Annotated in this window: 17 protein-coding genes; 8 read left to right on the forward strand and 9 right to left on the reverse strand. The window is 68.9% G+C overall.

Annotated elements, in window-relative coordinates:
- Positions 1-27 precede the first annotated feature (27 nt).
- Positions 28-816: a GAF and ANTAR domain-containing protein gene (locus tag CDO52_RS26205; RefSeq protein WP_017618454.1), complete on the forward strand. Its 789-nt coding sequence runs from the start codon at positions 28-30 to the stop codon at positions 814-816.
- A gap of 173 nt (positions 817-989) precedes the next feature.
- Here CDO52_RS26205 and CDO52_RS26210 read toward each other — a convergent pair whose 3' ends face one another.
- Together CDO52_RS26210 and CDO52_RS27890 are read right to left on the reverse strand one after the other, a co-directional pair.
- A complete protein-coding gene (locus tag CDO52_RS26210) occupies positions 990-2,384 on the reverse strand; it encodes a mycothione reductase (protein WP_017618453.1) in 1,395 nt (464 codons plus the stop codon).
- Between the two features lie 216 nt (positions 2,385-2,600).
- Positions 2,601-2,786, reverse strand: coding sequence for a hypothetical protein (locus tag CDO52_RS27890; RefSeq protein ID WP_152471596.1), 186 nt, complete (start codon positions 2,784-2,786; stop codon positions 2,601-2,603).
- 89 nt (positions 2,787-2,875) lie between these two features.
- On the opposite strand from CDO52_RS27890, the gene CDO52_RS26215 reads away from it, so the two are divergent.
- A complete protein-coding gene (locus CDO52_RS26215; RefSeq protein ID WP_017618452.1) occupies positions 2,876-3,298 on the forward strand; it encodes a hypothetical protein in 423 nt (140 codons plus the stop codon).
- A 325-nt stretch (positions 3,299-3,623) separates the two neighbouring features.
- Complete coding sequence (locus CDO52_RS26220) at positions 3,624-4,631, forward strand: cytochrome c oxidase assembly protein (protein ID WP_017618451.1); 1,008 nt, start codon at positions 3,624-3,626, stop codon at positions 4,629-4,631.
- 90 nt (positions 4,632-4,721) lie between these two features.
- On the opposite strand, the gene CDO52_RS26225 is transcribed toward CDO52_RS26220, so the two are convergent.
- The 3 genes from CDO52_RS26225 to CDO52_RS26235 all read right to left on the reverse strand — a co-directional run bounded on the left by CDO52_RS26225 (position 4,722) and on the right by CDO52_RS26235 (position 9,478).
- Positions 4,722-5,972 carry an Nramp family divalent metal transporter gene (locus CDO52_RS26225; RefSeq protein WP_017618450.1) on the reverse strand — a complete coding sequence of 417 codons (1,251 nt, stop codon included), beginning with the start codon at positions 5,970-5,972 and terminating at the stop codon, positions 4,722-4,724.
- 209 nt (positions 5,973-6,181) lie between these two features.
- On the reverse strand, positions 6,182-8,344 hold the full coding sequence (gene helR / locus CDO52_RS26230) for an RNA polymerase recycling motor ATPase HelR (protein ID WP_232524334.1): 2,163 nt from the start codon (positions 8,342-8,344) through the stop codon (positions 6,182-6,184).
- A gap of 438 nt (positions 8,345-8,782) precedes the next feature.
- Positions 8,783-9,478 (reverse strand): TetR/AcrR family transcriptional regulator, encoded by a 696-nt coding sequence (locus CDO52_RS26235; protein ID WP_083919836.1) that lies wholly within the window; start codon positions 9,476-9,478, stop codon positions 8,783-8,785.
- 104 nt (positions 9,479-9,582) lie between these two features.
- On the opposite strand from CDO52_RS26235, the gene CDO52_RS26240 reads away from it, so the two are divergent.
- Together CDO52_RS26240 and CDO52_RS26245 are read left to right on the forward strand one after the other, a co-directional pair.
- Positions 9,583-10,683, forward strand: coding sequence for an AMP-binding protein (locus tag CDO52_RS26240; RefSeq protein WP_086003428.1), 1,101 nt, complete (start codon positions 9,583-9,585; stop codon positions 10,681-10,683).
- Positions 10,684-12,054, forward strand: a complete 1,371-nt coding sequence (locus CDO52_RS26245; protein ID WP_017618446.1) for an aldehyde dehydrogenase family protein — start codon at positions 10,684-10,686, stop codon at positions 12,052-12,054.
- Here CDO52_RS26245 and CDO52_RS26250 read toward each other — a convergent pair.
- The gene (locus CDO52_RS26250; protein ID WP_017618445.1) at positions 11,980-13,254 is read right to left on the reverse strand and encodes an MFS transporter; all 1,275 of its coding nucleotides are present in this window, start codon (positions 13,252-13,254) and stop codon (positions 11,980-11,982) included. The genes CDO52_RS26245 and CDO52_RS26250 overlap by 75 nt on opposite strands.
- Positions 13,255-13,419: 165 nt before the next feature.
- On the opposite strand from CDO52_RS26250, the gene CDO52_RS26255 reads away from it, so the two are divergent.
- Entirely contained in the window at positions 13,420-13,884 is a 465-nt protein-coding gene (locus tag CDO52_RS26255) for a MarR family winged helix-turn-helix transcriptional regulator (RefSeq protein ID WP_017618444.1), read from the forward strand.
- A 25-nt stretch (positions 13,885-13,909) separates the two neighbouring features.
- Here CDO52_RS26255 and CDO52_RS26260 read toward each other — a convergent pair whose 3' ends face one another.
- Positions 13,910-14,476, reverse strand: coding sequence for a hypothetical protein (locus CDO52_RS26260; protein WP_083919835.1), 567 nt, complete (start codon positions 14,474-14,476; stop codon positions 13,910-13,912).
- Between the two features lie 168 nt (positions 14,477-14,644).
- Positions 14,645-15,340, reverse strand: coding sequence for a TetR/AcrR family transcriptional regulator (locus tag CDO52_RS26265; protein WP_083919834.1), 696 nt, complete (start codon positions 15,338-15,340; stop codon positions 14,645-14,647).
- Positions 15,341-15,438: 98 nt separating this feature from the next.
- On the opposite strand from CDO52_RS26265, the gene CDO52_RS26270 reads away from it, so the two are divergent.
- Positions 15,439-16,779, forward strand: a complete 1,341-nt coding sequence (locus CDO52_RS26270; protein ID WP_017618442.1) for a cytochrome P450 — start codon at positions 15,439-15,441, stop codon at positions 16,777-16,779.
- On the opposite strand, the gene CDO52_RS26275 is transcribed toward CDO52_RS26270, so the two are convergent.
- A complete protein-coding gene (locus CDO52_RS26275; protein WP_017618441.1) occupies positions 16,721-17,884 on the reverse strand; it encodes an epoxide hydrolase family protein in 1,164 nt (387 codons plus the stop codon). The two genes, CDO52_RS26270 and CDO52_RS26275, sit on opposite strands and share 59 nt — an antisense overlap.
- Positions 17,885-18,690: 806 nt before the next feature.
- Here CDO52_RS26275 and CDO52_RS26285 point away from each other — a divergent pair.
- The gene (locus tag CDO52_RS26285) at positions 18,691-19,671 is read left to right on the forward strand and encodes an OmpA family protein (RefSeq protein WP_157745717.1); all 981 of its coding nucleotides are present in this window, start codon (positions 18,691-18,693) and stop codon (positions 19,669-19,671) included.
- The last annotated feature ends 166 nt before the right edge of the window (positions 19,672-19,837 follow it).

Genomic DNA, 19,837 nt, shown 5'->3' on the forward strand with positions numbered 1-19,837 from the left:
CGCAATCTTCTCCCAAGGAGGTTCCCGGTGCCCAGGGAACAGGAACTGGCCAGCACCTTCGTCCAACTGGCCGACACACTGGTGGTCGACTTCGACGTGGTCGACTTCCTGCACATGCTCGCCCGGCGCAGCGTAGAGCTGCTGGACGTGGACGCCGCCGGCCTGATGCTCACCGACCACCACGGGAATCTGCGCTTCATGGCGGCCTCAACCGAATCGGCTCGCCTCCTGGAGCTCCTGCAGTTGCAGAACGAGCAGGGGCCCTGCCTGGAGGCCTACCGAGGCGGCAAGCAGGTGTCCTGCCCCGACCTGTCGTGTGCGCTGCACCGGTGGCCGCGCTTCGCCCAGGCGGCGCTCGGTGAAGGCTACAGCTCGATCCAGGCGGTGCCGATGCGACTGCGCGAGCACACCGTCGGCGCGCTGAACCTGTTGCGCCACGAGCCGGGCCGACTCACCGAGGCCGACATCGCGATCGCGCAGGGGTTCGCCGATGTGGCCACCATCAGCATCCTCAACTCGCGCACCGCCGAGGAGCGCGAGCGCCTGGCCGAGCAGCTGCAGACCGCGTTGAACAGCCGGGTCATCATCGAGCAGGCCAAGGGCGTGCTCTCGGAACGCCGCGAGATCGACATGAACGACGCGTTCGGCCTGCTGCGCGGCTTCGCCCGCGAGCACAACCGCAGACTGTCGGAGGTCGCCAGGGCGGTCGTGCGCCGGGACAGCAACGTCGCCACCCTGCTCGTGTCGGCCCATGACGCGAACGCGCCAGGTGCGAGAGACGGCGCTGGCAACGGCGCGGACGGGGCGCGGGCGTGACCTTCCCGGGGCGCGCCCCTCGCCCAGCCCCGGTGGCCAGCACCTGAACGAGGTCATCGCGGCCGCTCAGGCGGCCCCATTCCATCCATGGCGATCGCGGATGAATGCGCGCCGCTCGGGCGGTGGCGCGGTGCCTCCTGGGACCGACGGGAGCGGGGTGCGCCGAGTGCGTGCTACCGCAGGTCCAGGCGGAGGAGGGCGTTCTCGATCAGTTCGGGCATGGCCGGGTGGATCCAGTACTGGTCCTCGGCCATGGAGCGGGCGTCCAGATCGAACTGCATCGCCTGGATGAGCGGCTGGATCAGGGTGGGCGCCTCGGGGCCGATGATGTGCGCGCCCATCAGCCGTCCGGTGGCGGGATCGGCGAGCAGCTTGGCGAATCCGGTGGTGTCCTCCATCGCCCAGCCGTAGGCGACACCGGCGTAGTCCTGCCGCGCCGACACGTACTCCCTCTTGGCTTCGCGTGCTTCCTGCTCGGTGATGCCGACCGAGGCGATCATCGGTGCGGAGAACACGGCGTGTGGAACGTAGCGGTGGTCGGTCCGCACAGGCGCCTCAGGGTGCAGGAGGTTGTGCTGGACGGTCTGCGCCTCGCGGTTGGCCACATGTTTGAGCTGGTACGGGGAGCTGACGTCGCCCAGTGCCCACACGCCGTCGACAGAGGCGGCCTGGGTCGCGTCGACGCTGATCCTCCCGTCGTCGGTGAGATCGAGCCCGCCCTCCTCGGCGGCGATGAGGTCGCTGTTCGGGACGCGGCCGGTGGCCACCAGGATCTCTTCGGCCTCGACGGACTCGAGGCCCTCCTGGCCGTCAAGGTGCAGCCTGACCAGTCCGCCATCGCGCTCGACGCCCTTGGCCGTGCGGTTCATGCGCAGGTCCCACCGGCGAGCGGCGAGTTCGGTGAACCGCGTCGCGACGTCCTCGTCCCCGTGCCGCAGCATCAGGCCGGAGCGGCCGACGACGGTCACGTCGGTCCCGAGAGCGGAGAACACGTGGGCGAGCTCGGCGCTGACGAACCCCGTGCCCATGATGATCATCCGACGGGGGAGGTCCTGCAGCCTCATCACCGAGTCGCTGGTGAGGTATCCGGCCTCGGCCAGCCCAGGGACCGGCGGGGCGCTCGGACGGCTGCCGGCCGCGACCACGACCCGGTCCGCGGAGATCTCCTCGGTTCCGGCGGCGGTCCGCACCGCCAGCGTCTTGATGCCGGTGAAGTGTGCGGTGCCGCGGTAGAGGGTGACGTTGTCGGCTTTGGCCCGGTAGCGCTCGCCGCCGACCGCGATCGGGTCGATCCGCCCGAAGATACGGTCGCGGATGGCTGGCCAGTCCGCCCCCTCCAGCCGTAGGTCCACCCCGAGTCGATCACCGTGTGCGGGGGCACTGGCGGTATCCGCGGTGTGTACGAACATCTTGCTCGGGATGCAGCCGACATTCAGGCAGGTGCCGCCGAAGGCTCCGGTGGAGCCCACCCCCTTCTCCACAAGCGCGACGCTCCAGTCGGAGAACCGCTCGTCCACGATCGTGTTGCCCGAGCCGGAGCCGATGACGATGAGGTCGAAGTGCGTCATCGCTCCATCCTTCACCACGCTCCGGCACGTCGAAAGGGATCGACCCGAAGCGCCGCCGCGGGCCTTCGCGGCACCGGGAGCATGCGGAGTGTCACGGCGCGGGGGACCGCCACCACTCCACCGCGTGCCCTACGTCGAGTCCTACCGCCACCGGGCCAGCGGCTCCAAGCCGCGCCTCCAGCCCGAGTGACCGCGGACGCGGGGTGGCCGGACGGCTCACGGCGCGGGTAGCACGTCGACCGGGAAGCCGTTGAGGACCGCAGTGCCCGGCAGGGGGTCGATGGCAGCGGGGTCGGTGAGCACGTTGGCGATGACGCCCGGACAGCAGCGCCCTGGGATCGTCGGCGGTGCGTTGGCCGCGCCGACGCGCTGCCATGGCTTCGATGCACGCTGACTGGCCAACGGCTATTGGTTTCTGCACGTCACAGCCATCGCGCTTATCCCCGGGGGGCGGACTTCTGGTGGGTGATGGCCCGGGTAGGGTTCCACTCGTGAATGAGGCGACCAGTGCACGACGACAGCGGATCCCCCTGAGGTTCCTGCTGCTGTCGCTGGTCGTACTGGTCCACTTCCTCTGCTCGGTCTGTCATGCGGCCGCCGCCGTCCCCGACGATGCCGCCGATGCGAGCGCAGCCTCGGTAGCCGCCAGTTCGGCGGGACCGACGGCCGATGCCGTGGCGTCGCGCAGTGCGGACGACACCGGGACTTCCGCCCATGCCGCCGACGAGGACATGGGTGTCGACCAGCGTCTGATCGCACCGCAGATGCTCCTCATGGTGGGGCTCGGCGTGCTCCTCATCGCGGCACTCTGGCTGGCACCTCCGCAGGCGGGGCACCGTCTCCTCCGCCGTTTCCGTGCCGTGCCACCCGGCGGACCGCCGATTCTGCTGTCGCTATGCATCCAGCGGGTCTAGGCCGGACCCGGCGCTGACGCGCGCCCTTCTCCGGTCCCTCTCCCTGTTTTCCGAAGCCGCTTCTCGGCGTGTGGCCGGCTGCGCGCTGCGCCGCTGAGGGCTGAGGGCTGAGGGCTGCGCGCACCGTGACCTCTCCGCCGACCCCGTGCCCCTGGGGTTTCTGGCGATCACCGCGGCATCAGCCAGGCGGTGCGGGCTTCCTGGACGGCGCCGCTGTAAGCAGCCCCACTCTCTGCCGACCCCTACCGCGGCCCCACGTCCCGAGCCGAGGCCCATCGGCCGCGGCCATTGCCTCTGCACTTGCCTCTGCACTTCTGGAGGAGCCATGAACGACGAGATGAAGATGAACATGCACAACGGGATGTCGGGTCCCATGTGGATGCCGAGCACACCTCCCGACCTGGAGGGTCTGCTCGCCTGGCACCCCCAGCCCTATGCGCTCTTCCCCGTGCTGTGCGCCCTGCTCGCCGCCCTCTACGTGGTCGGCCTCATCCGGCTGCGGCAGCGCGGGGTCTCCTGGCCGATCGGGCGGACCGTGAGCTGGGCGGTGGGGGTGGCCCTGGTCCTGTGGGTGACGGCCACCGGCATCGAGGGCTACGGCATGGCGCTGTTCAGCGTCCACATGTTCCAGCACATGATCCTGACAATGCTCGCCCCGGTGTTCCTGCTACTGGGTGCGCCCGTGACCCTGCTGCTGCGGACGCTGCCCACGGGAAAGGGGCGACGGGGAGCACCGCGGCGTGCGCTGGTGTGGCTGCTGCACAGCCCGATCGCCAAGGTCGGCGCCCACCCGGCGTTCACCCTGGCGCTGTTCATCTTCAGTCTCTACGGCATCTACTTCACGCCGATCTTCGACGTCCTCATGCGCAGCGTGTGGGGCCACTACTTCATGCTGCTGCACTTCCTCATCACCGGGATCATCTACTTCGGACCCGTACTGATGGTCGACCCCTGGCCCGGCTCCAAGAACCACCTGCTGCGCATCATGTTGATGATGTCCGGGCTGCCTTTTCACGCCTTCTTCGCGATCGCCGTGATGATGTCCGAGACACCGATCGCGCGGTTCTTCGCCTCCCCGCCCCCGTCCTGGAACGTCGACGTCATGGCCGACCAGCTCTGGGCGGGCGGCCTGACGTGGGTGTTCGGGGACATCCCCACCATCGTGGTGATGATCGCGCTCGCCATCACCTGGATGCGTTCCGACGACCGGCTCGCCCGCCGCACGGACCGCCAAGCCGAGCGCGACGGCGACGCCGAGCTCAACGCCTATAACGCATATCTGCAGCGACTGGCCGAGTACGAGGCCACGGCCCGACCGGTCCGTAACGGCTGAGGGTCGACCGGGCCGACCGGTGCCGCACCGCACGTTCGCGGCCGTGGGCCTCACGGCGGCCGGGCACCGAGTGACCGCTGTCGTCACGCGTCAGCCCTGCCCGGTCGCGGTGAGGTAGATCAGTGCGATGTTGAGCGTCACCACGGTCGCCGCGATGGCCACGGCCGCTCCGGTGATCCATCGTCCGTTCGCGTAGCGCCCCATGACGTCGCGCCGTGCCGTGAGGAGAACCAGAGGGACCAACGCGAAGGGAATACCGAAGGACAGGACGACCTGCGAGAGGACCAGAGCCCGGGTGGGGTCCACCCCCAGGGCCAGCACCACCAAGGCGGGGATCAAGGTGATCAGTCTTCGCGCGAGGAGAGGGATACGGCGCCGCAGAAGGCCGTCCATCACCACCGCACCCGCGTAGCAGCCCACCGCAGTGGAGGAGAGCCCCGAGGCGAGGAGGCCGATCGCGAAGAGCAGTCCGATGGCCGGCCCGAGATTCCCGCTCACGGCGGCATGCGCGCCCTCCAGCGACTCGCCGGTCGCACTCCCCTGCAAGGCGCTCGCCGCCAGCAGCAGCATGCCGAGGTTGACCGCCCCGGCCAGCAGCATGGCAAGGCCGACGTCGAACTTGTTCGCCGTGAGCAGCCGCTCCCGCAGCGGCCCCGTCTGCCGTCCGTGCCGGTCACGCGCGAGGGCGGAGTGCACGTACACCGCGTGCGGCATGACGGTAGCGCCGAGCATTCCGGCCGCCAGCAGCACGCTCTCGGTGCCGGAGAACCGCGGGACCAGTCCGCCCAGGGTTCCAGCGGGGGACGGCGGCGCTACGAGCAGCCCGGCCATGAACCCCAGCGCGATCACGGCCAGCAGTCCGGTGACGGCTCGCTCGAAGGGGCGCTGCCCGTACCGGTTCTGCAGCGCCAGCAGCGCCATGGAGACCGCTCCGGTGATCACCCCGCCGATGAGGAGCGGAATGCCGAACAGAATGCGCAGCGCGATGGCCCCGCCCAGCACCTCCGCCAGGTCAGTGGCCATGGCCACCAGTTCGGCCTGCCCCCAGTAGCCGAGACGGGCCGCGCGCGGCATGCGCTCCCGCAGAGCCTCGGGGAGGGACTGACCGGTCACCAGGCCTAGCTTGGCCGAAAGGTACTGCACGACGAACGCCATGAGGTTGGCCGCCACGATGACCCACACCAGCATGTAGCCGTAGGTCGCACCGGCGGCGATGTTCGTCGCGACGTTGCCGGGATCGACATAGGCAATCGCGGCGACGAACGCGGGGCCGAGGAGGGCGATACCCGAGCGCAGCCGTGTCGCGGTAGTGGGGGCGGCACCGGCCGCGGAGTCGAGCATCCCCACGCCTCACCTCCGAAGGCTCGTCGATCTTTGATGTTCGATGCGCCTAACTCTTTAGCATGACGATCCGAACATCGGATCACCGCCCCGGCCGACGGCTGAGGCGCCCCGGGCACGGCACCCCGGGGCAGGGCGGCCGTCCTTCCGCCCCGCCCCGCCCCGCGGGCCACCCCCGGACCCCAGTTCCATCGGGTCCGGTTCCGAGGTCAGGAGCTCGTGAGGATGACGAGTCGCTGGGTCGCCCGGGTCATCGCGACATAGCGGTCGACCGCTCCTTCGATCCCCTCGCCGAACTCCTCCGGGTCGACGAGGACGACCAGGTCGAACTCGAGCCCCTTGGCCAGTTCCGGAGTCAGCGACCGGACGCGGGAGGTCGCCCGGAACGTGGGATCGCCAATGACGCAGGCGGTCCCCTCGGCGTTTTCGGCGAGCCAGGTGTCGAGGATCGCGCCCAGATCCGCAACGGATCCGTGGGCGACGGGGACGCCGCCGCTGCGGATGGAGGTCGGCACGTTGGCGTCGGGGAGAGCAACCCGGATGACCGGCTCGGCTTCCGCCATGACCTCTTCCGGCGTCCGGTAGTTGATGCTCAGGCGGGCCAGGTTGATCCGGTCGAGCCCGACCCGCTCGAGCCGTTCCTGCCACGACTCTGTGAACCCGTGTCTGGCCTGGGCGCGGTCTCCGACAATGGTGAAGCTCCGGGACGGGCAGCGGAGCAGCAGCATTTGCCACTCCGTGTCGGTCAGTTCCTGGGCCTCGTCCACGATGATGTGCGCGAACGGGCCGCCGAGCAGGTCCGGGTCGGTGCCGGGCAGTGCGGCCTCGTCGACCAGGCTGTCCTGCAGGTCCTGTCCGCGCAGCATCGTCACCGCACCTTCACCGTCGTCATCGGCCGCGACCACGTCGTCGATGACATGGGACATGCGCTCGCGTTCGGCGGCGACAGAGGCGTCGTACCGGCGCTTGCGCCGTGACGCCTCCGGGTCGCCGAGCCGCTGCCGTGCCGCGTCCAGCAGCGGCAGGTCGGACACCGTCCAGGCCTGGGCGTTCTCGCGCTGCAGCTTCCGAATCTCATCGGGTCCTAGCCAGGGAGCGCACATCCTCAGGTAGGCGGGCACCGACCACAGGTCGCCGACGAGGTCAGTCGGTTCGAGGAGCGGCCACGCGCGGTTGAGGGTCCTGATCAGCTCCGTGTTCCGCAGCAGCGACCTCCGGAACATATCGGGCGAGACGTCGTCATCGTCGTGCTTGTCCGCCAGGATCGTGACCAGCTCCTCCAGAATCTGGTCGCGCGCTTCGTTGTGCGGAGTTCCCGGTTCCAGTGCGTCGAAGGCCTCGGCCCAGTCGTCGGCGCTCAGCCAGATGTCGAACCAGTCCGTCGTGACCGTCATCCCCTTGGTGGGCGGCTGTTCGTAGAACCTCACGGCGGGTTCGATCGCCTTCACCAGGTTCGCCGTCGACTTCAGCCGGGCGACCTCCGGGTCGGCCTCGACCGCCGCCGTGGCCCCCTCGGGGACGAGGTCGCGCAGGGTGCAGGTCTGCACGCCCTCCTCTCCGAGGCTGGGCAGGACGTCGGCGACGTAGGCCAGGTAGGGCTGGTGCGGACCGACGAACAGCACGCCGCCCCGGCGGTGGCCGAGGCGAGGGTCGGAGTACAGAAGGTGGGCGGTGCGGTGCAGGGCGACGACGGTCTTGCCCGTGCCCGGACCGCCGTCGACGACCAGGGCACCGCCGGAACCCGCGCGGATGATGGCGTCCTGGTCGGCCTGGATGGTGCCGAGCACGTCGCGCATCCGGGCCGACCGGTTGGCGCCCAGGCTGGCGATGAAGGCGGACTGGTCGTCGAGCGCGGCGTGCCCTTCGATCCCGTCGGCGGTGAACACCTCGTCCCAGTAGTCGCTGATCCGGCCGCGGGTCCAGCGGTAGCGGCGACGGCTCGCCAGGCCCATCGGGTTGGCGTGGGTCGCTGCGAAAAACGGCTCGGCCGCGGGAGAGCGCCAGTCGAGCAGCAGGCGGCGCCCCTCACTGTCGGTGAGGCCGAGTCGTCCGATGTACACGGGCTCGGAGCCGTCCGCGCTGACGATGTGTCCCAGGCACAGGTCCAAACCGAAGCGGCGCAGGGCGCGCAGGCGAGCGGACAACCGATGGATCTCCATGTCCCGGTCCAGCGCCTCGCGGCCTTTGCCGCCGGGCGCCTTGCGCTTGGCATCGAGACGGTCGGACAGGTCGGCGATCGCCCGCTCGAGGCTCTCGGCGATGGCCGCGAAGTGCCGCTCGTCGTCGGCGATCAGGGTCGGGTCGGCCTTGGGAGAGAGGTGGTCGGGAAGGTCAAAGGCGCTGGTGGCCTGGGGATACACGTCGTCTCCCATGTCATAGGTTCTGAACACGAGCGACGATTGTCCGGCATGACCGGGGTCTTGCCGCAAGCCCCCGGGTGCGCTATAAATTTAGACTGGCGGAGAGTTTCCAGCCGCCTATTCATCGTCCACCATCGATGGACGACCTGTTCGCGAAGCCCCGGCGCCGTCCGATGCCCCACGGGCCTCCGGATGCAGCCTCGGCAAGGCCGTGGAGCCGCTGACCGGCCCGCTGATCGCTCGCCGCAGTCGCCGCTTCTCTCCCGCACAGCCACAGTCGGTGAACGAGAAGGGTGCGCCTCCTTGCGCATACCGGAGGCGCACCCTTCTCGTTCACCTCGCTGGGCGAAGGGACTCCCCGATGGACAGCATGCGCACTGGACGCCGGCCTGACCACCGGGATCCGCTAGCGGGAGCCGGGCATGGCCCGACCCCAGTCGACCGGACGGGTCACCGGGCGGCGATCGCCGGCCAGATCGTGTTCACGATCCGCCGGGGAAGATCCGGGTCGAACTCGCCGGTGCGGAGGTAGGACTGGAAAAGGCTGCCCTGGAGCATGATGCCGATCGTGTCCAGGTCGAGGTCGTCGCGCACCTCGCCGCGGTCTTGGCCGTGGCGGAGGGCGGCTTCGAGAAAGGCCTGGCGGGGTTCGATGCCGTGTTCGCGGATCAGGGCGATCAGCTCTGGTGTCTGCTTCCGTTCGGCCAGCGTCGCGCTGATCATGTCGAAGCCGCCGTCGGGGCTGGTCATGGCCTCGTTGAGAAGACGTAGGACATCGACGAGCTCGTCGAACGCCGATCGCTCGGAGTCGGGTGGCGGGAGCAGCGGCACCACGCGCGACAGGGCGTAGTCCACGGCCGCCGTGACCAGGTCGATCTTGGTGGGCCATCGCCGGTAGATCGTGGGGCGCGTGACACCCGCGTCGGCGGCGACGTCGGCGATGCTCATTCTCGCGTAGCCGTCCGATGCGAGCCGGTGCCGCACGGCCTTCAGGACCGCTTCCTCGATCGCCGGGTTGCGGGGACGGCCGCGGCCGCGCGTGCCTCCCGCGCTCGGCTGATCTGGGCCGTCAGGGTGTTCTGCTGCTGAGCGCTCGTCCGGAATCAGGGCTTCTCCTTCACCAGGTGGGGGATTCGTGGCACTCATTTTCTTTACTTTCCAGAGTTGTAAACATATTCTTGGTCGTACACCGGCTCGCCCGCTCGCTCGCCCCGAGCAGCGAGCGGGCTGTCTGCGTCGAGAGGATGATCATGGCACTCGCACGAGAAGACATCCTGGATTTCCCGCTGGACCGGGTCCCGGACGCCACCGAGTTCATCGAAGCCGCGATGCACTGGCACTTCAGCCCCCAGACAGGCTCGCCCTACTGGCTGGAGCGGGCCAAGACGCTGGACTTCGATCCGATCCGCGACGTGCACACCTTCGATGACCTGCGGCTCTTCCCCAACGTCGTCGACGAGTTCCGTCACGTGCCGTCCGAAGCTCTGATCCCCAAAGGCTATGGCGACACCGCCACGGTCATCGGGGTCTTTGAGAGCGGTGGCACCACCGGCTCCCCCAAGCGGCTGCCCTTCCTTGAGGAGTGGATGGCTCGCAGCGAATCCTGGCAGGAACGGCACATGGACGCCCGCGGCCACACCCGCGGCGTCAACTGGCTGGGCGTGGCGCCGACCGGCCCGCACATGTTCGGCTCGTGGACACAGCGCATGGCGCGGCGGCGCGGGGGCGTGCCGTTCTTCGTCGACCTCGATCCCCGCTGGGTGAAGAAGTGCATCGCCGACGGCCGCCCCGACGAGGCCGACCGCTACGCCGAGCACATCGTCGCCCAGGCCCGCGACGTGCTCGAGACCCAGACCATCGGGTACCTCGTCACCACTCCCCCGCTGCTGGAGCGCCTCGTCCGGGACGAGGACACCGCCAAGCGGATCAACGACATGGTCGAGGTGGTCATGTGGGGCGGCGCGCACATGGACGCCGACACCCGGCACCTGCTGCGCACCGAAGTCCTCCCCGACGTCGACCTGTGGGGCAACTACGGGAGCACCATGATCCTCTCCGGCACCGTCGAGCGCGCGGGGCTGGCCGAGGACGCCCTCTGCACCTTCGACACCTTCTCTCCGCACGTCACTTTTTCGGTCATCGACCCCGACACCGGCGAGAGGGTCCCCTACGGCGATCGCGGACAGGTCGTCATGAACCACATCAGCAAAGCCATGCTGCTACCGAACAACCTGGAGCGCGACACCGCCATCCGCGTCGAACCGCCATCCGGACACGCGGGCGACTCGGTCGCCGACGTCGCACCGGTCTCCACGTTCGGCGACAAGCCCGTGATCGAGGGGGTGTACTAAATGAGCGAGCCGATCCAGCTCGACGCCCTCGGGCCCACCGGCCCCTACCGGGCCCGCAGCCGACTCACCGTCACCGACGTCGCCGGACAGCCGATAGCAGAGCTGAGCCAAGTCCCGCGGCTCTACGTGAACCGCACGATCGGTGCCCTGCGCAAGGGCCCCACGCTCTCCGCCGACCAGCGGGCCGCGGCGCTCGCCGAGGCGGGCCGTGCCTTCGCCTCCTCGACCATCGCCGGGATGTCCGTGGAGGAGTACGAGCACTACGTCAGCCGGGTAGCCGGTATGCCGCTCGCAGGCGTCCGGACCGCGACCCAGCGCACAGCGCAGGCGGCGGTCGAGGCCTACCGCTCGACGCGCTTCGCCCGCCCGGAGGGGGCGGTCGAGGACTGGCGCGACCCCATGACCCGCACGGGCCGCGCCGTGTGGACCCGCCGCGGGGACGTCTTCGCGGTGCTCGCGCCCGCCAACCACCCGGGCGTCCACTCCCTGTGGCTGGAGGCTCTGGCCCTGGGATACCGCGTCGTGGTGCGCCCCTCCCGACGCGAGCCGTTCACCCCGTACCGCCTGGTCGCCGCCCTGCGTGAGACGGCGTTCGGCGACGACGCGGTGGCCCTGCTGCCGACCGACTACGCGGGCGCCGACGACATCGTCTCCGCGTCCGACCTGACCATGGTCTACGGCGGTGACGAGGTCGTGGAGAAGTACGCCGCCGACCCGACCGTGCTTCCGCAGGGTCCCGGCCGCTCGAAGATCCTGCTCAGCGGCGACGACTGGCGCTCCCACCTCGACACTGTCGTCGACTCCGTCGCCCTCCACGGGGGAACCGGCTGCATCAACACCACGGCCGTGTTCGTCGACGGCGACCCGGCCCCGGTCGCCGAGGCACTGGCCGAACGGCTGTCCGCCATCCCGTCGCGCCGCCCGGAGGCCGAGGACGCCGCTCTGCCCGTCCAGCCCGCCGACACGGCCGCGACCATCGAGAAGTACCTGTTCGACCGCGCTGAGGGCGCCCGGACGGTGCTCGGCGGCGACGGCGTCGCCGACGACCTCGGCGACGGCAGCGCCGCGCTGCGCCCGGCCGTCTTCCAGGTGGACAGCCCCGACGCCCCGCAGCTGAACGTCGAACTCGGGTTCCCGTGCGTGTGGGTTGCTCCCTGGTCGCCGTCCGACGGTGTCGCGCCGCTGCGCAACACGCTGGTGCTCACGGCCATCGGCGCCGCTGAGGAGCTGGTCGACCGGCTGGTCGAGGAACCGACCATCAGCAACGTCTACCTGGGCGACCACCCGACTCACTGGCTAGAGCCCGGAATCCCGCACGACCGGTATCTCGCTGAGTTCCTGATGCGGACCAAGGCCGTGATCCGGGGCTGAACCAGCGCGGGCCCGCGCCTTGAGGGGGTCGGTGCGGGCCCGCGCTTGGCGGGCGGCGTCGCGGCGGTCGAGCGCGGCGGACAGGACCGCCAAGAGCAGCGCCCCGGCGGGCAGTACGGCACCGGCCCAGTTGGGCGCGGTCAGGCCGAAGCCCTGGGCGATGACGAAGCCACCGAGCCAGGCGCCGATCGCGTTGCCCAGGTTGAAGAACCCGATGTTCATCGCTGAGGCGAGGGTCGGCGCCCCGGCCGCCTTGTCCATGACGCGCTTCTGCAGCGGGGGCACCGTCGCGAAGCCGAACGCGCCGACGAGGAAGACCAGCACCGCGGACGCGATCGCGCTGTGGGCGCCCCACGTGAAGGCGAGGAGCACGACAGACAGGGCCGCCAACGCGGTGTAGAGCATCGGCATGAGGGCCCGGTCGGCGAAGCGCCCGCCCAGGGAGTTCCCCACGACCATGCCGACGCCGAACAGCATGAGCAGCCAGGTGACGCTGGATTCGGCGAACCCGGCGACCTCGACCATCATCGGCGCGATGTAGGTGATGGAGACGAAGACCCCGCCGAACCCCAGGACGGTCATCGCCATCGCGAGCAGCACCTGCGGGTTGGTGAAGGCCGCCAGCTCGGGGCGGATGCGCGCCCCCTTCGGCGTGCTACCGCCCGGAACGAGGGTGAGGATCCCGATCAGCCCGATCACCCCCAGCACCGTGATGACCCCGTACGTGGCGCGCCAGCTGACGGACTGACCCAGCAAGGTCGCGGCGGGCACGCCGACGACGTTGGCAATGGTCAGCCCGGTGAACATAAACGCGATCGCGCTGGCGCGCTTGTTCGGGGCCACCAGGTCGGCGGCGACCACGGCGCCGATGCCGAAGAAGGCGCCGTGCGTGAGCGAGGTGACCACGCGGCCGACCAGGAGCACGCCGAACGTGGGGGCGACGGCGGTGATCAGGTTGCCGACGACGAACAGCACCATCAGCGCGGCCAGCATGCGCTTGCGCTCGATCCGCGTACCGATGGCGGTCGTCAGCGGCGCGCCCACGAACACGCCCATGGCGTAGACCGTGGCGATGTAGCCAGCGGCAGAGATCGAGACGCCGAACTCGTCGGCGATTCCGGGAAGGACGCCGGTCACCACGAACTCCGTGGTGCCGATCCCGAAGGCGCCGATGGCCAGCGCCCAGAGTGCTAACGGCATGGGGATGCCCCTTCAAACTTGTCAACGCTGATAGCCCGCGTCGACAATACATGCGCACGCGGGTTATTTGCGAACGCGCTCTATTTCGCAAGCGACTACCCTGGTGGCGGCGGAAACGCCCGGCACAGGGCGCATCCCACCCCGATCGCGTGCAGGAGGCTCGGCATGGACGACCCGACGGCCAGCGAGCACGCCACTCCCCGGCCTGGCCTCGCCCAGCGGTGGTGCGCGCTGTCGCTGCTCCACGGCACCATCGAGTCCCACATCGAACGGGCCCTGCAGGCGCGCCACGACCTCAGCACGCGCGAGTACTCGGTGCTGCTGGTGCTGAGCACGCACAATGGCGCGCGGATGCGCATGAGCGAGCTGTCCGAGGCCGTGGTCCTGAGCCAGAGCGCCACAACGCGGCTGGTCAACCGCATGGAAGAGCGCGGCCTGCTGATGCGCGTGCTGTGCGCCGATGACCGGCGCGGCATCTACACGGCCATCACCGACGACGGCCAGCGCCTCCTGGCCGCGGCCCGGCCCACCAATGACACGGCCCTCGCCGAAGCCCTCGACCTGGCACGGCACAATCCGGAACTGGCTCCCCTGGTCGATGTGCTGGAGCGCCATCCCGAGAGCGCGTAACCGGCGCACGGGGCGGGAAGCAGCGCTATGCAGCCTGGCGAGCCTTCAGCTTCAGCCACTCAACAACCTCAGGGGTCAGCGGTGCGCTGATGTGGGAGACATCGCCGATACGCAGCCGGTCAGGCGTGCGGATTACGTACTCCTCATGGGCACTGACGACTTTCACCTGGACCAGAGAATCCGGCTGCCAGTAGGTGCGGGAATAAGGGGCTCCGAGATAGTCCGGGATCTCAACAAGAGGAATTCCGCGATTTTCCAGAAGTCGCCGAAGTTTTTCGAATCGCAGCTTGCGATTGAACCTGCCATACTTTTCTCGGAGCACCCTATCGAGGCTCGTGTTCCCACCTCCCGATAGACGGTGAACCTGCAGGGTGAAATGTGTACCGACCCACGGATGTTCGGGCGACTCACGGGCCCAGAAGAACTCTGTGATCCCATAATCACGCCACAGGCTGTGCTTGTCCAAGGAGTTCTCAACGAAATCGGCACCCAGAATCGCTGCGACCTCGCCGGGGGTGTCGGAAGGCTTCGCTCCAAGCACTGACCCAGAGGCCACAACGTCGATGTAGAACGCAAGGGAATACGGGGTCAACTAGGAGCTCCTCAAACACATCACACGGGATTAATGGCACGAATCTGAAAATTTATTCACATTCCGCGCCATGGGTCAATCATGTGGCCCCCTCAACGTTGAGCTCGTCCTTTTCCTGACCGGCAATCCGCGGGGCCATCGGGCCGGCGGGGTGCGCCGCCTGCCCCGTCAGGAGTCGGCGGGGGCGGTCGCCTCGGGGCGCCGGGTACGGAGGTAGGCGTCCAGGCCCTGGATCATCAGGTCGAGGCCGATCGCGAATTCGGCGTCCATGTCGCAGTCGGAGCAGAGCAGCATTGCCGTGCGCACGAGGTTGTCGGGCGCGTCCCGTGGCAGGAGTGCCGCTGTGCGGCGGAAGCGGCTGACGTCGTCGTCCGCGGCGCCCGACTCGGGGAAGGACAGCTCTGCCAAGGCGTGGCCGATGCCGTAGGTGACGGCGCTGCGGAGGAGGGCGACGGCGCACTGCTCGGGTACTCCGTCATCGCGCATGACGCGAAGATGGGCGTCGCATACGCGCAGGGCAGGCTCAGGGAGGGTCTTTCGGCTGGTCAGCAGCGATCCCGCGTGCGGATGGCGACGGACCAGGGCGCGCAGTTCCTCCGCGAGGGCGCGGACGGTCTCACGCCAGTCGCGGGTCCGCGGTTCGACCGGGATTTCGGACCACAGCACGTCGACGACTCCGTCCAGGACGTCGTCCTTGCCGCAGACGTACTTGTAGAGGGACATCGCCCGCACATCGAGCTCGGCTCCCAGGCGGTGCATGCTCAGCGCGTCCAGGCCATGCAGATCAATGAAATCCACCGCGGCACGCAGCACTCGTTCCCGAGTCAGTCGGGGCCGGCTGCGCTGTGTGCTGCCCGTCGTCATGCGATCAGCGTACATCGTCACCCCTTGACGGCTTATAACATAAGGTTACTCTGGGCTTATGGCGTAAGTCACGCTAGCAGCCCGCCTTGGAGGTCGTGATGGCTACCGCCGCCGACATCGAGTCCCGCGCCCCGCACACGCTCACCCAGGAGACCGACCCGGACCTGTACGCGTCCCTCACCGAACAGATCAGCTCACTCGCCGACCCGTATCCCATCTACCGGCGCCTCCAGCGCGACTACCCGGTCGCGGAGTTCGAGGGCCTCGTCTCGGTGTTCCGCTACGACGACGTGGCCGCCCTGCTCCGCCATCCGCGCGTCAGCTCCGACGACCGCACCTCGGCGCTGCACCGCTCCCTGCTGAAGCAGGACCGGCTGAGCACCGCCTACCTCTCGCAGCTGGACGACCAGTCGTTCCTCCACCGCGACCCGCCCGAACACACCCGGCTGCGCCGACTCGTCGCCCAGGCGTTCACCCCGCATCGTGTGAACGCCCTGCGCCCGTTCATCCGCGAACAGGTCGACAGCGCTCTCAACGCCGCCGCGGAGCAGGGCCGCCTGGAACTCGTGGAGGACCTGGCCTACCCCCTGCCCATCGAGGTCATCTCCCACCTGATCGGCATCCCTGAGGACGACCGCCCGTTCGTCGCGAGCTGGCCACGCATGCAGCTGTGCTGCTCCTTCGAACCGGCCGAGCTGGGTGCGGCCGCCAAGTTGGAGCAGGAGGGAGCACCCGCCCAAGCCGAGGCCGACCGACTCCAGGAGCAGCTCACCGACTACTTCGCGCACCTGGTCCGGCGTCGCCGCTCCGAGCCCGGCGACGACCTGGTCTCCGCGCTCATCGCCGCCGAGGAGGACGGCGAGCGGCTGTCGGGCGACGAGATCAACGCGACCCTGCGCCTGCTCTTCGTCGCGGGTTACGAGAACGCGGTCAATCTCGTCGGCCACGGCGCGCTCGCCCTCCTTCGGCACCCGGACCAGTGGGCCGAGCTGCGCGACGATCCGGCTTCCGTGTCCGCTGCGGTCGAGGAAGTCCTCCGCTACGACTCCCCGTTCCAGTTCACCCGACGTGTTGCCTTGGATGACGTGGATGTCGGTGGTTACCGCATCCCGGGCGGGAGCACGATCATCGCCTGGCTCGCCGCCGCCAACCGCGACCCGGCGCGCTTCACCGACCCCGACCGGTTCGACATCCACCGCCGTGACAACCACCACCTCGCCTTCGGCTCCGGCATCCACGCCTGCCTCGGCGGCGCGCTCGCCCGCGCGGAGGCCGAAGCCGTGTTCGCGGAACTGACGCGACGCCTGGTCAACCCCCGCCTGGAGGACGACGAGCCGCGCTACCGCACCGACGTCTTCCGTTCCCTGGAGGCCCTGCCGATCACGTTCGACTCCGCCAAACGCGATAGTCACGGAATGACGCGCGCAGGTCGGCGATGAACAGGTCCGGTTCCTCCATCGCGCCGAAATGGCCGCCCCGGTCGAATTCGGTCCAGCGGACGATGTTGTTGTTCCGTTCGGCGAGGCGGCGGATCGGGAGGTGGATGTCGTGGGGGAACACCGCGACCGCTGTCGGGACCGGTGATTCCGGTTCGAGTTCGCCCCAGGTCTCGACGCCCTCCTTGTAGTAGCGGGCCGATGAGCCCGCGGTGCCGGTGAGCCAGTAGAGCATCACGTTGGTCAGCATCGCGTCCCGGTCCACGGCGTCTTCGGGGACGTCGGTCGCGTCGGTCCAGGCCTTGAATCCGTCCGCGATCCACGCCAGCTGGGCGATGGGGGAATCGGTCAGTCCGTAAGCGATCAGCTGGGGTTTGGTGCCCTGAATCACCGCGTAGCCGCTGAGTTCGTAGTCGTACCGGTAGCCCTTCTCGACGCTGCGCTTTTCCGTCTCGACCGAGAAGTCGGCGTTCTCCGGTGTGGCGCTGGCGGAGACGAGCAGGGTGAGGTGCAGCGCGGCGACGTGCTCGGAGTCGATCAGTCCCAGCTCGCGTGAGACGAGCGCGCCGAAGTCGCCGCCGTGCGCGACGTAGCGTGAGTAGCCCAGGCGGCGCATCAGCTCCGCCCAGGCCCGCGCGACCCGGGCCACCGACCACCCCGTCTCGCGAGTCGGGCCGGACAGAGTGAAGCCCGGGGGTGACGGCGCCACCACGTGGAACGCGTCCGCCGGGTCGCCGCCGTGGGCACGGGGGTCGGCCAACGGGCCGATGACCTCCAGGAACTCCACGATCGATCCGGGCCAGCCGTGCGTGAGGACGAGCGGCAACGCGTCCGGCTCCGGTGAGCGGACGTGCACGAAGTGCACGTCGTGCCCGTCGATCTCCGTGGTGAACTGCGGCAGCGCGTTCAGCTTCTGCTCTTGGGTCCGCCAGTCGTACTGAGTGCGCCAGTACTCCGCCAGTTCCCGCAGGTAGCCGACCGGGATCCCGTGGTCCCAGCCGACACCCGGCGGCTCCTCGGGCCACCGGGTGTTCTCCAGGCGGCGGGCCAGGTCATCGAGGTCGGCCTGCGGAATGTCGATACGGAAAGGCGCGATTGATTTCTCCATGGCGCTGACGCTATGGAGAATCCCGGACACTTTATGTCCGCGATCGGCCACGGTTTCCACTGGACGAAGAAAATCGTTGGCCGGTAGCGTCGCGAGGCTGCGTGGGGGGCGTTCGCCCCCATCGCTGCTTCTTGGATCCCCATTCCCCCGACTTCTGGAGTACGACGACACATGACCCGACACCTCATGCACGGGACACCTCGCGGTCTGGGCAGCGTAATCACAGCCGCCGTTCTGGTGGCGAGCGGCTGCAGTCCGGTGGCGGCGCGGAGCCGGAGTCCGATGAGGAGAGGAAGGACAGCGCGAGATCCGGGCCGGAGTACCCCGAGGGCCGTTCGCGCGGGAGGGACCTTCGGGCAGCACAAGGAGCGCGAGCTCGGGTTCGAGGTCGAGGCCGTCGAGCGGTACGACGACCGCACTGTCCTCCGGTTCATCACGACGGCCGCCGGGAGGAGGACGAGGACACACCCGACGCCTTCTCCGGCGGAATTCTGAGTAGGACCCCGTCAACGTCTGGCTGGTGGACCCGGTGGGGCAACGGCTGTATTACCCGCGCGTGACGACGACGGCGACTTCATCGGCTCTGCGGAACTTCCCTATACCGTCATCGCCGGCGCCGAGTACAAGATGGAGGCGCACTACCCGCGCCTGCCCGACGAGGTCGAGCGCATCACCGTCATCACCCCGGCACCACCGGCCCCTTTACCGGCATCCCGGTCACCGACGCCGACGGTCCTCGCGAGATCCCCACCGAGGAGCCGCCTCACTACAGGCATGTGGACGAAGGCGACACGATCGTCCCGGTAGTGAACGATGGCGAGGTCTCCGACGGCTACGGCTGGAACCTCTACGGCATCACCGAGGGCACCGCCGTCCAGAAGGACTCCTCGGCGGAGGAGGAGAAGATCGCGCTCAACGCCGACGTCCTCTTCGAGTTCGACAAGGCCGACCTGGCCGACGACGCCGAGGATGTGCTGAAGCAGGTCGTGGCCGAGACCCGCGAGCGCGCCGACCCCGACAAGCCGCCGATCACCATCGTCGGGCACACCGACGGCAAGGGCGACGACGAGTACAACCAGCAGCTGTCGGAGGAACGCGCCGAGACCGTTCACCAGTACCTCAAGGCCGAGCTCGGCTCCGCCTACGAGTACAAGACCGAGGGCCGCGGCAGCTCGGAGCCGATCGCGGAGGAGGGCGGCAGCGACGACGAGGAGGCACGTGCCCGCAACCGCCGCGTGGAGATCTCCTACAAGATCAAGGAGACCCGCGTGACCACCGAGCTCACCGAGACCGAGAAGAATTCGGAGGACCAGGCCGATGGGGGCGCGATCGCCCCGCCCGCACCCTTCCGGGAGGAGCAGGGCAAGGTCGTCGCCAGCGGGACCGCGTCCAGCCGCCGGGTCTCCTACAAGCTGGAGGTGCTGCCCTTCTTCCGCGACGGCGCCTACCTGGTGGCGAACCTGCGGATCACCAACACCTCCTCGGACACCGACCTCAACGTCGTGTGGGACGGAGGGTTCAAAAACGACGACTACCACGGCGCGGACTTCGGCGGGTTCAGCGTCATCGACCCGGAGACCGACATCGTCCACCGCGCCGTGCGCATCGGTGAGAAGGGCAAACGGGACGACCGGCACTACCTGGAGGCCGAGGGCTACCCCTGGCTGAAGGGGCCTGGAACCACCAACGACGTGTCCCTCTACCTCCCGGCACCACCGCCCGGCGTGACCTCGGTGACCTTCGACGCCGGAGCGTTCGGAACCTTCGAGGACGTGCCGATCGAATAATCGAGCCCATGCGCGGGCTCGCATGATGGCTGCCCGACGCCGCGTGCGGTCGGGCAGCAGGGGGCGGGGGCATGGCGAGAGGCAGGGATGTCTGAGCGCGGGACTGATCGAGAATTCGTTGAAACGTCCATGCCAGAGCGACCACCTGCGCGAAGACGGGACACGG

The organism is Nocardiopsis gilva YIM 90087, assembly GCF_002263495.1.
In the GTDB taxonomy this organism is placed as follows: domain Bacteria; phylum Actinomycetota; class Actinomycetes; order Streptosporangiales; family Streptosporangiaceae; genus Nocardiopsis_C; species Nocardiopsis_C gilva.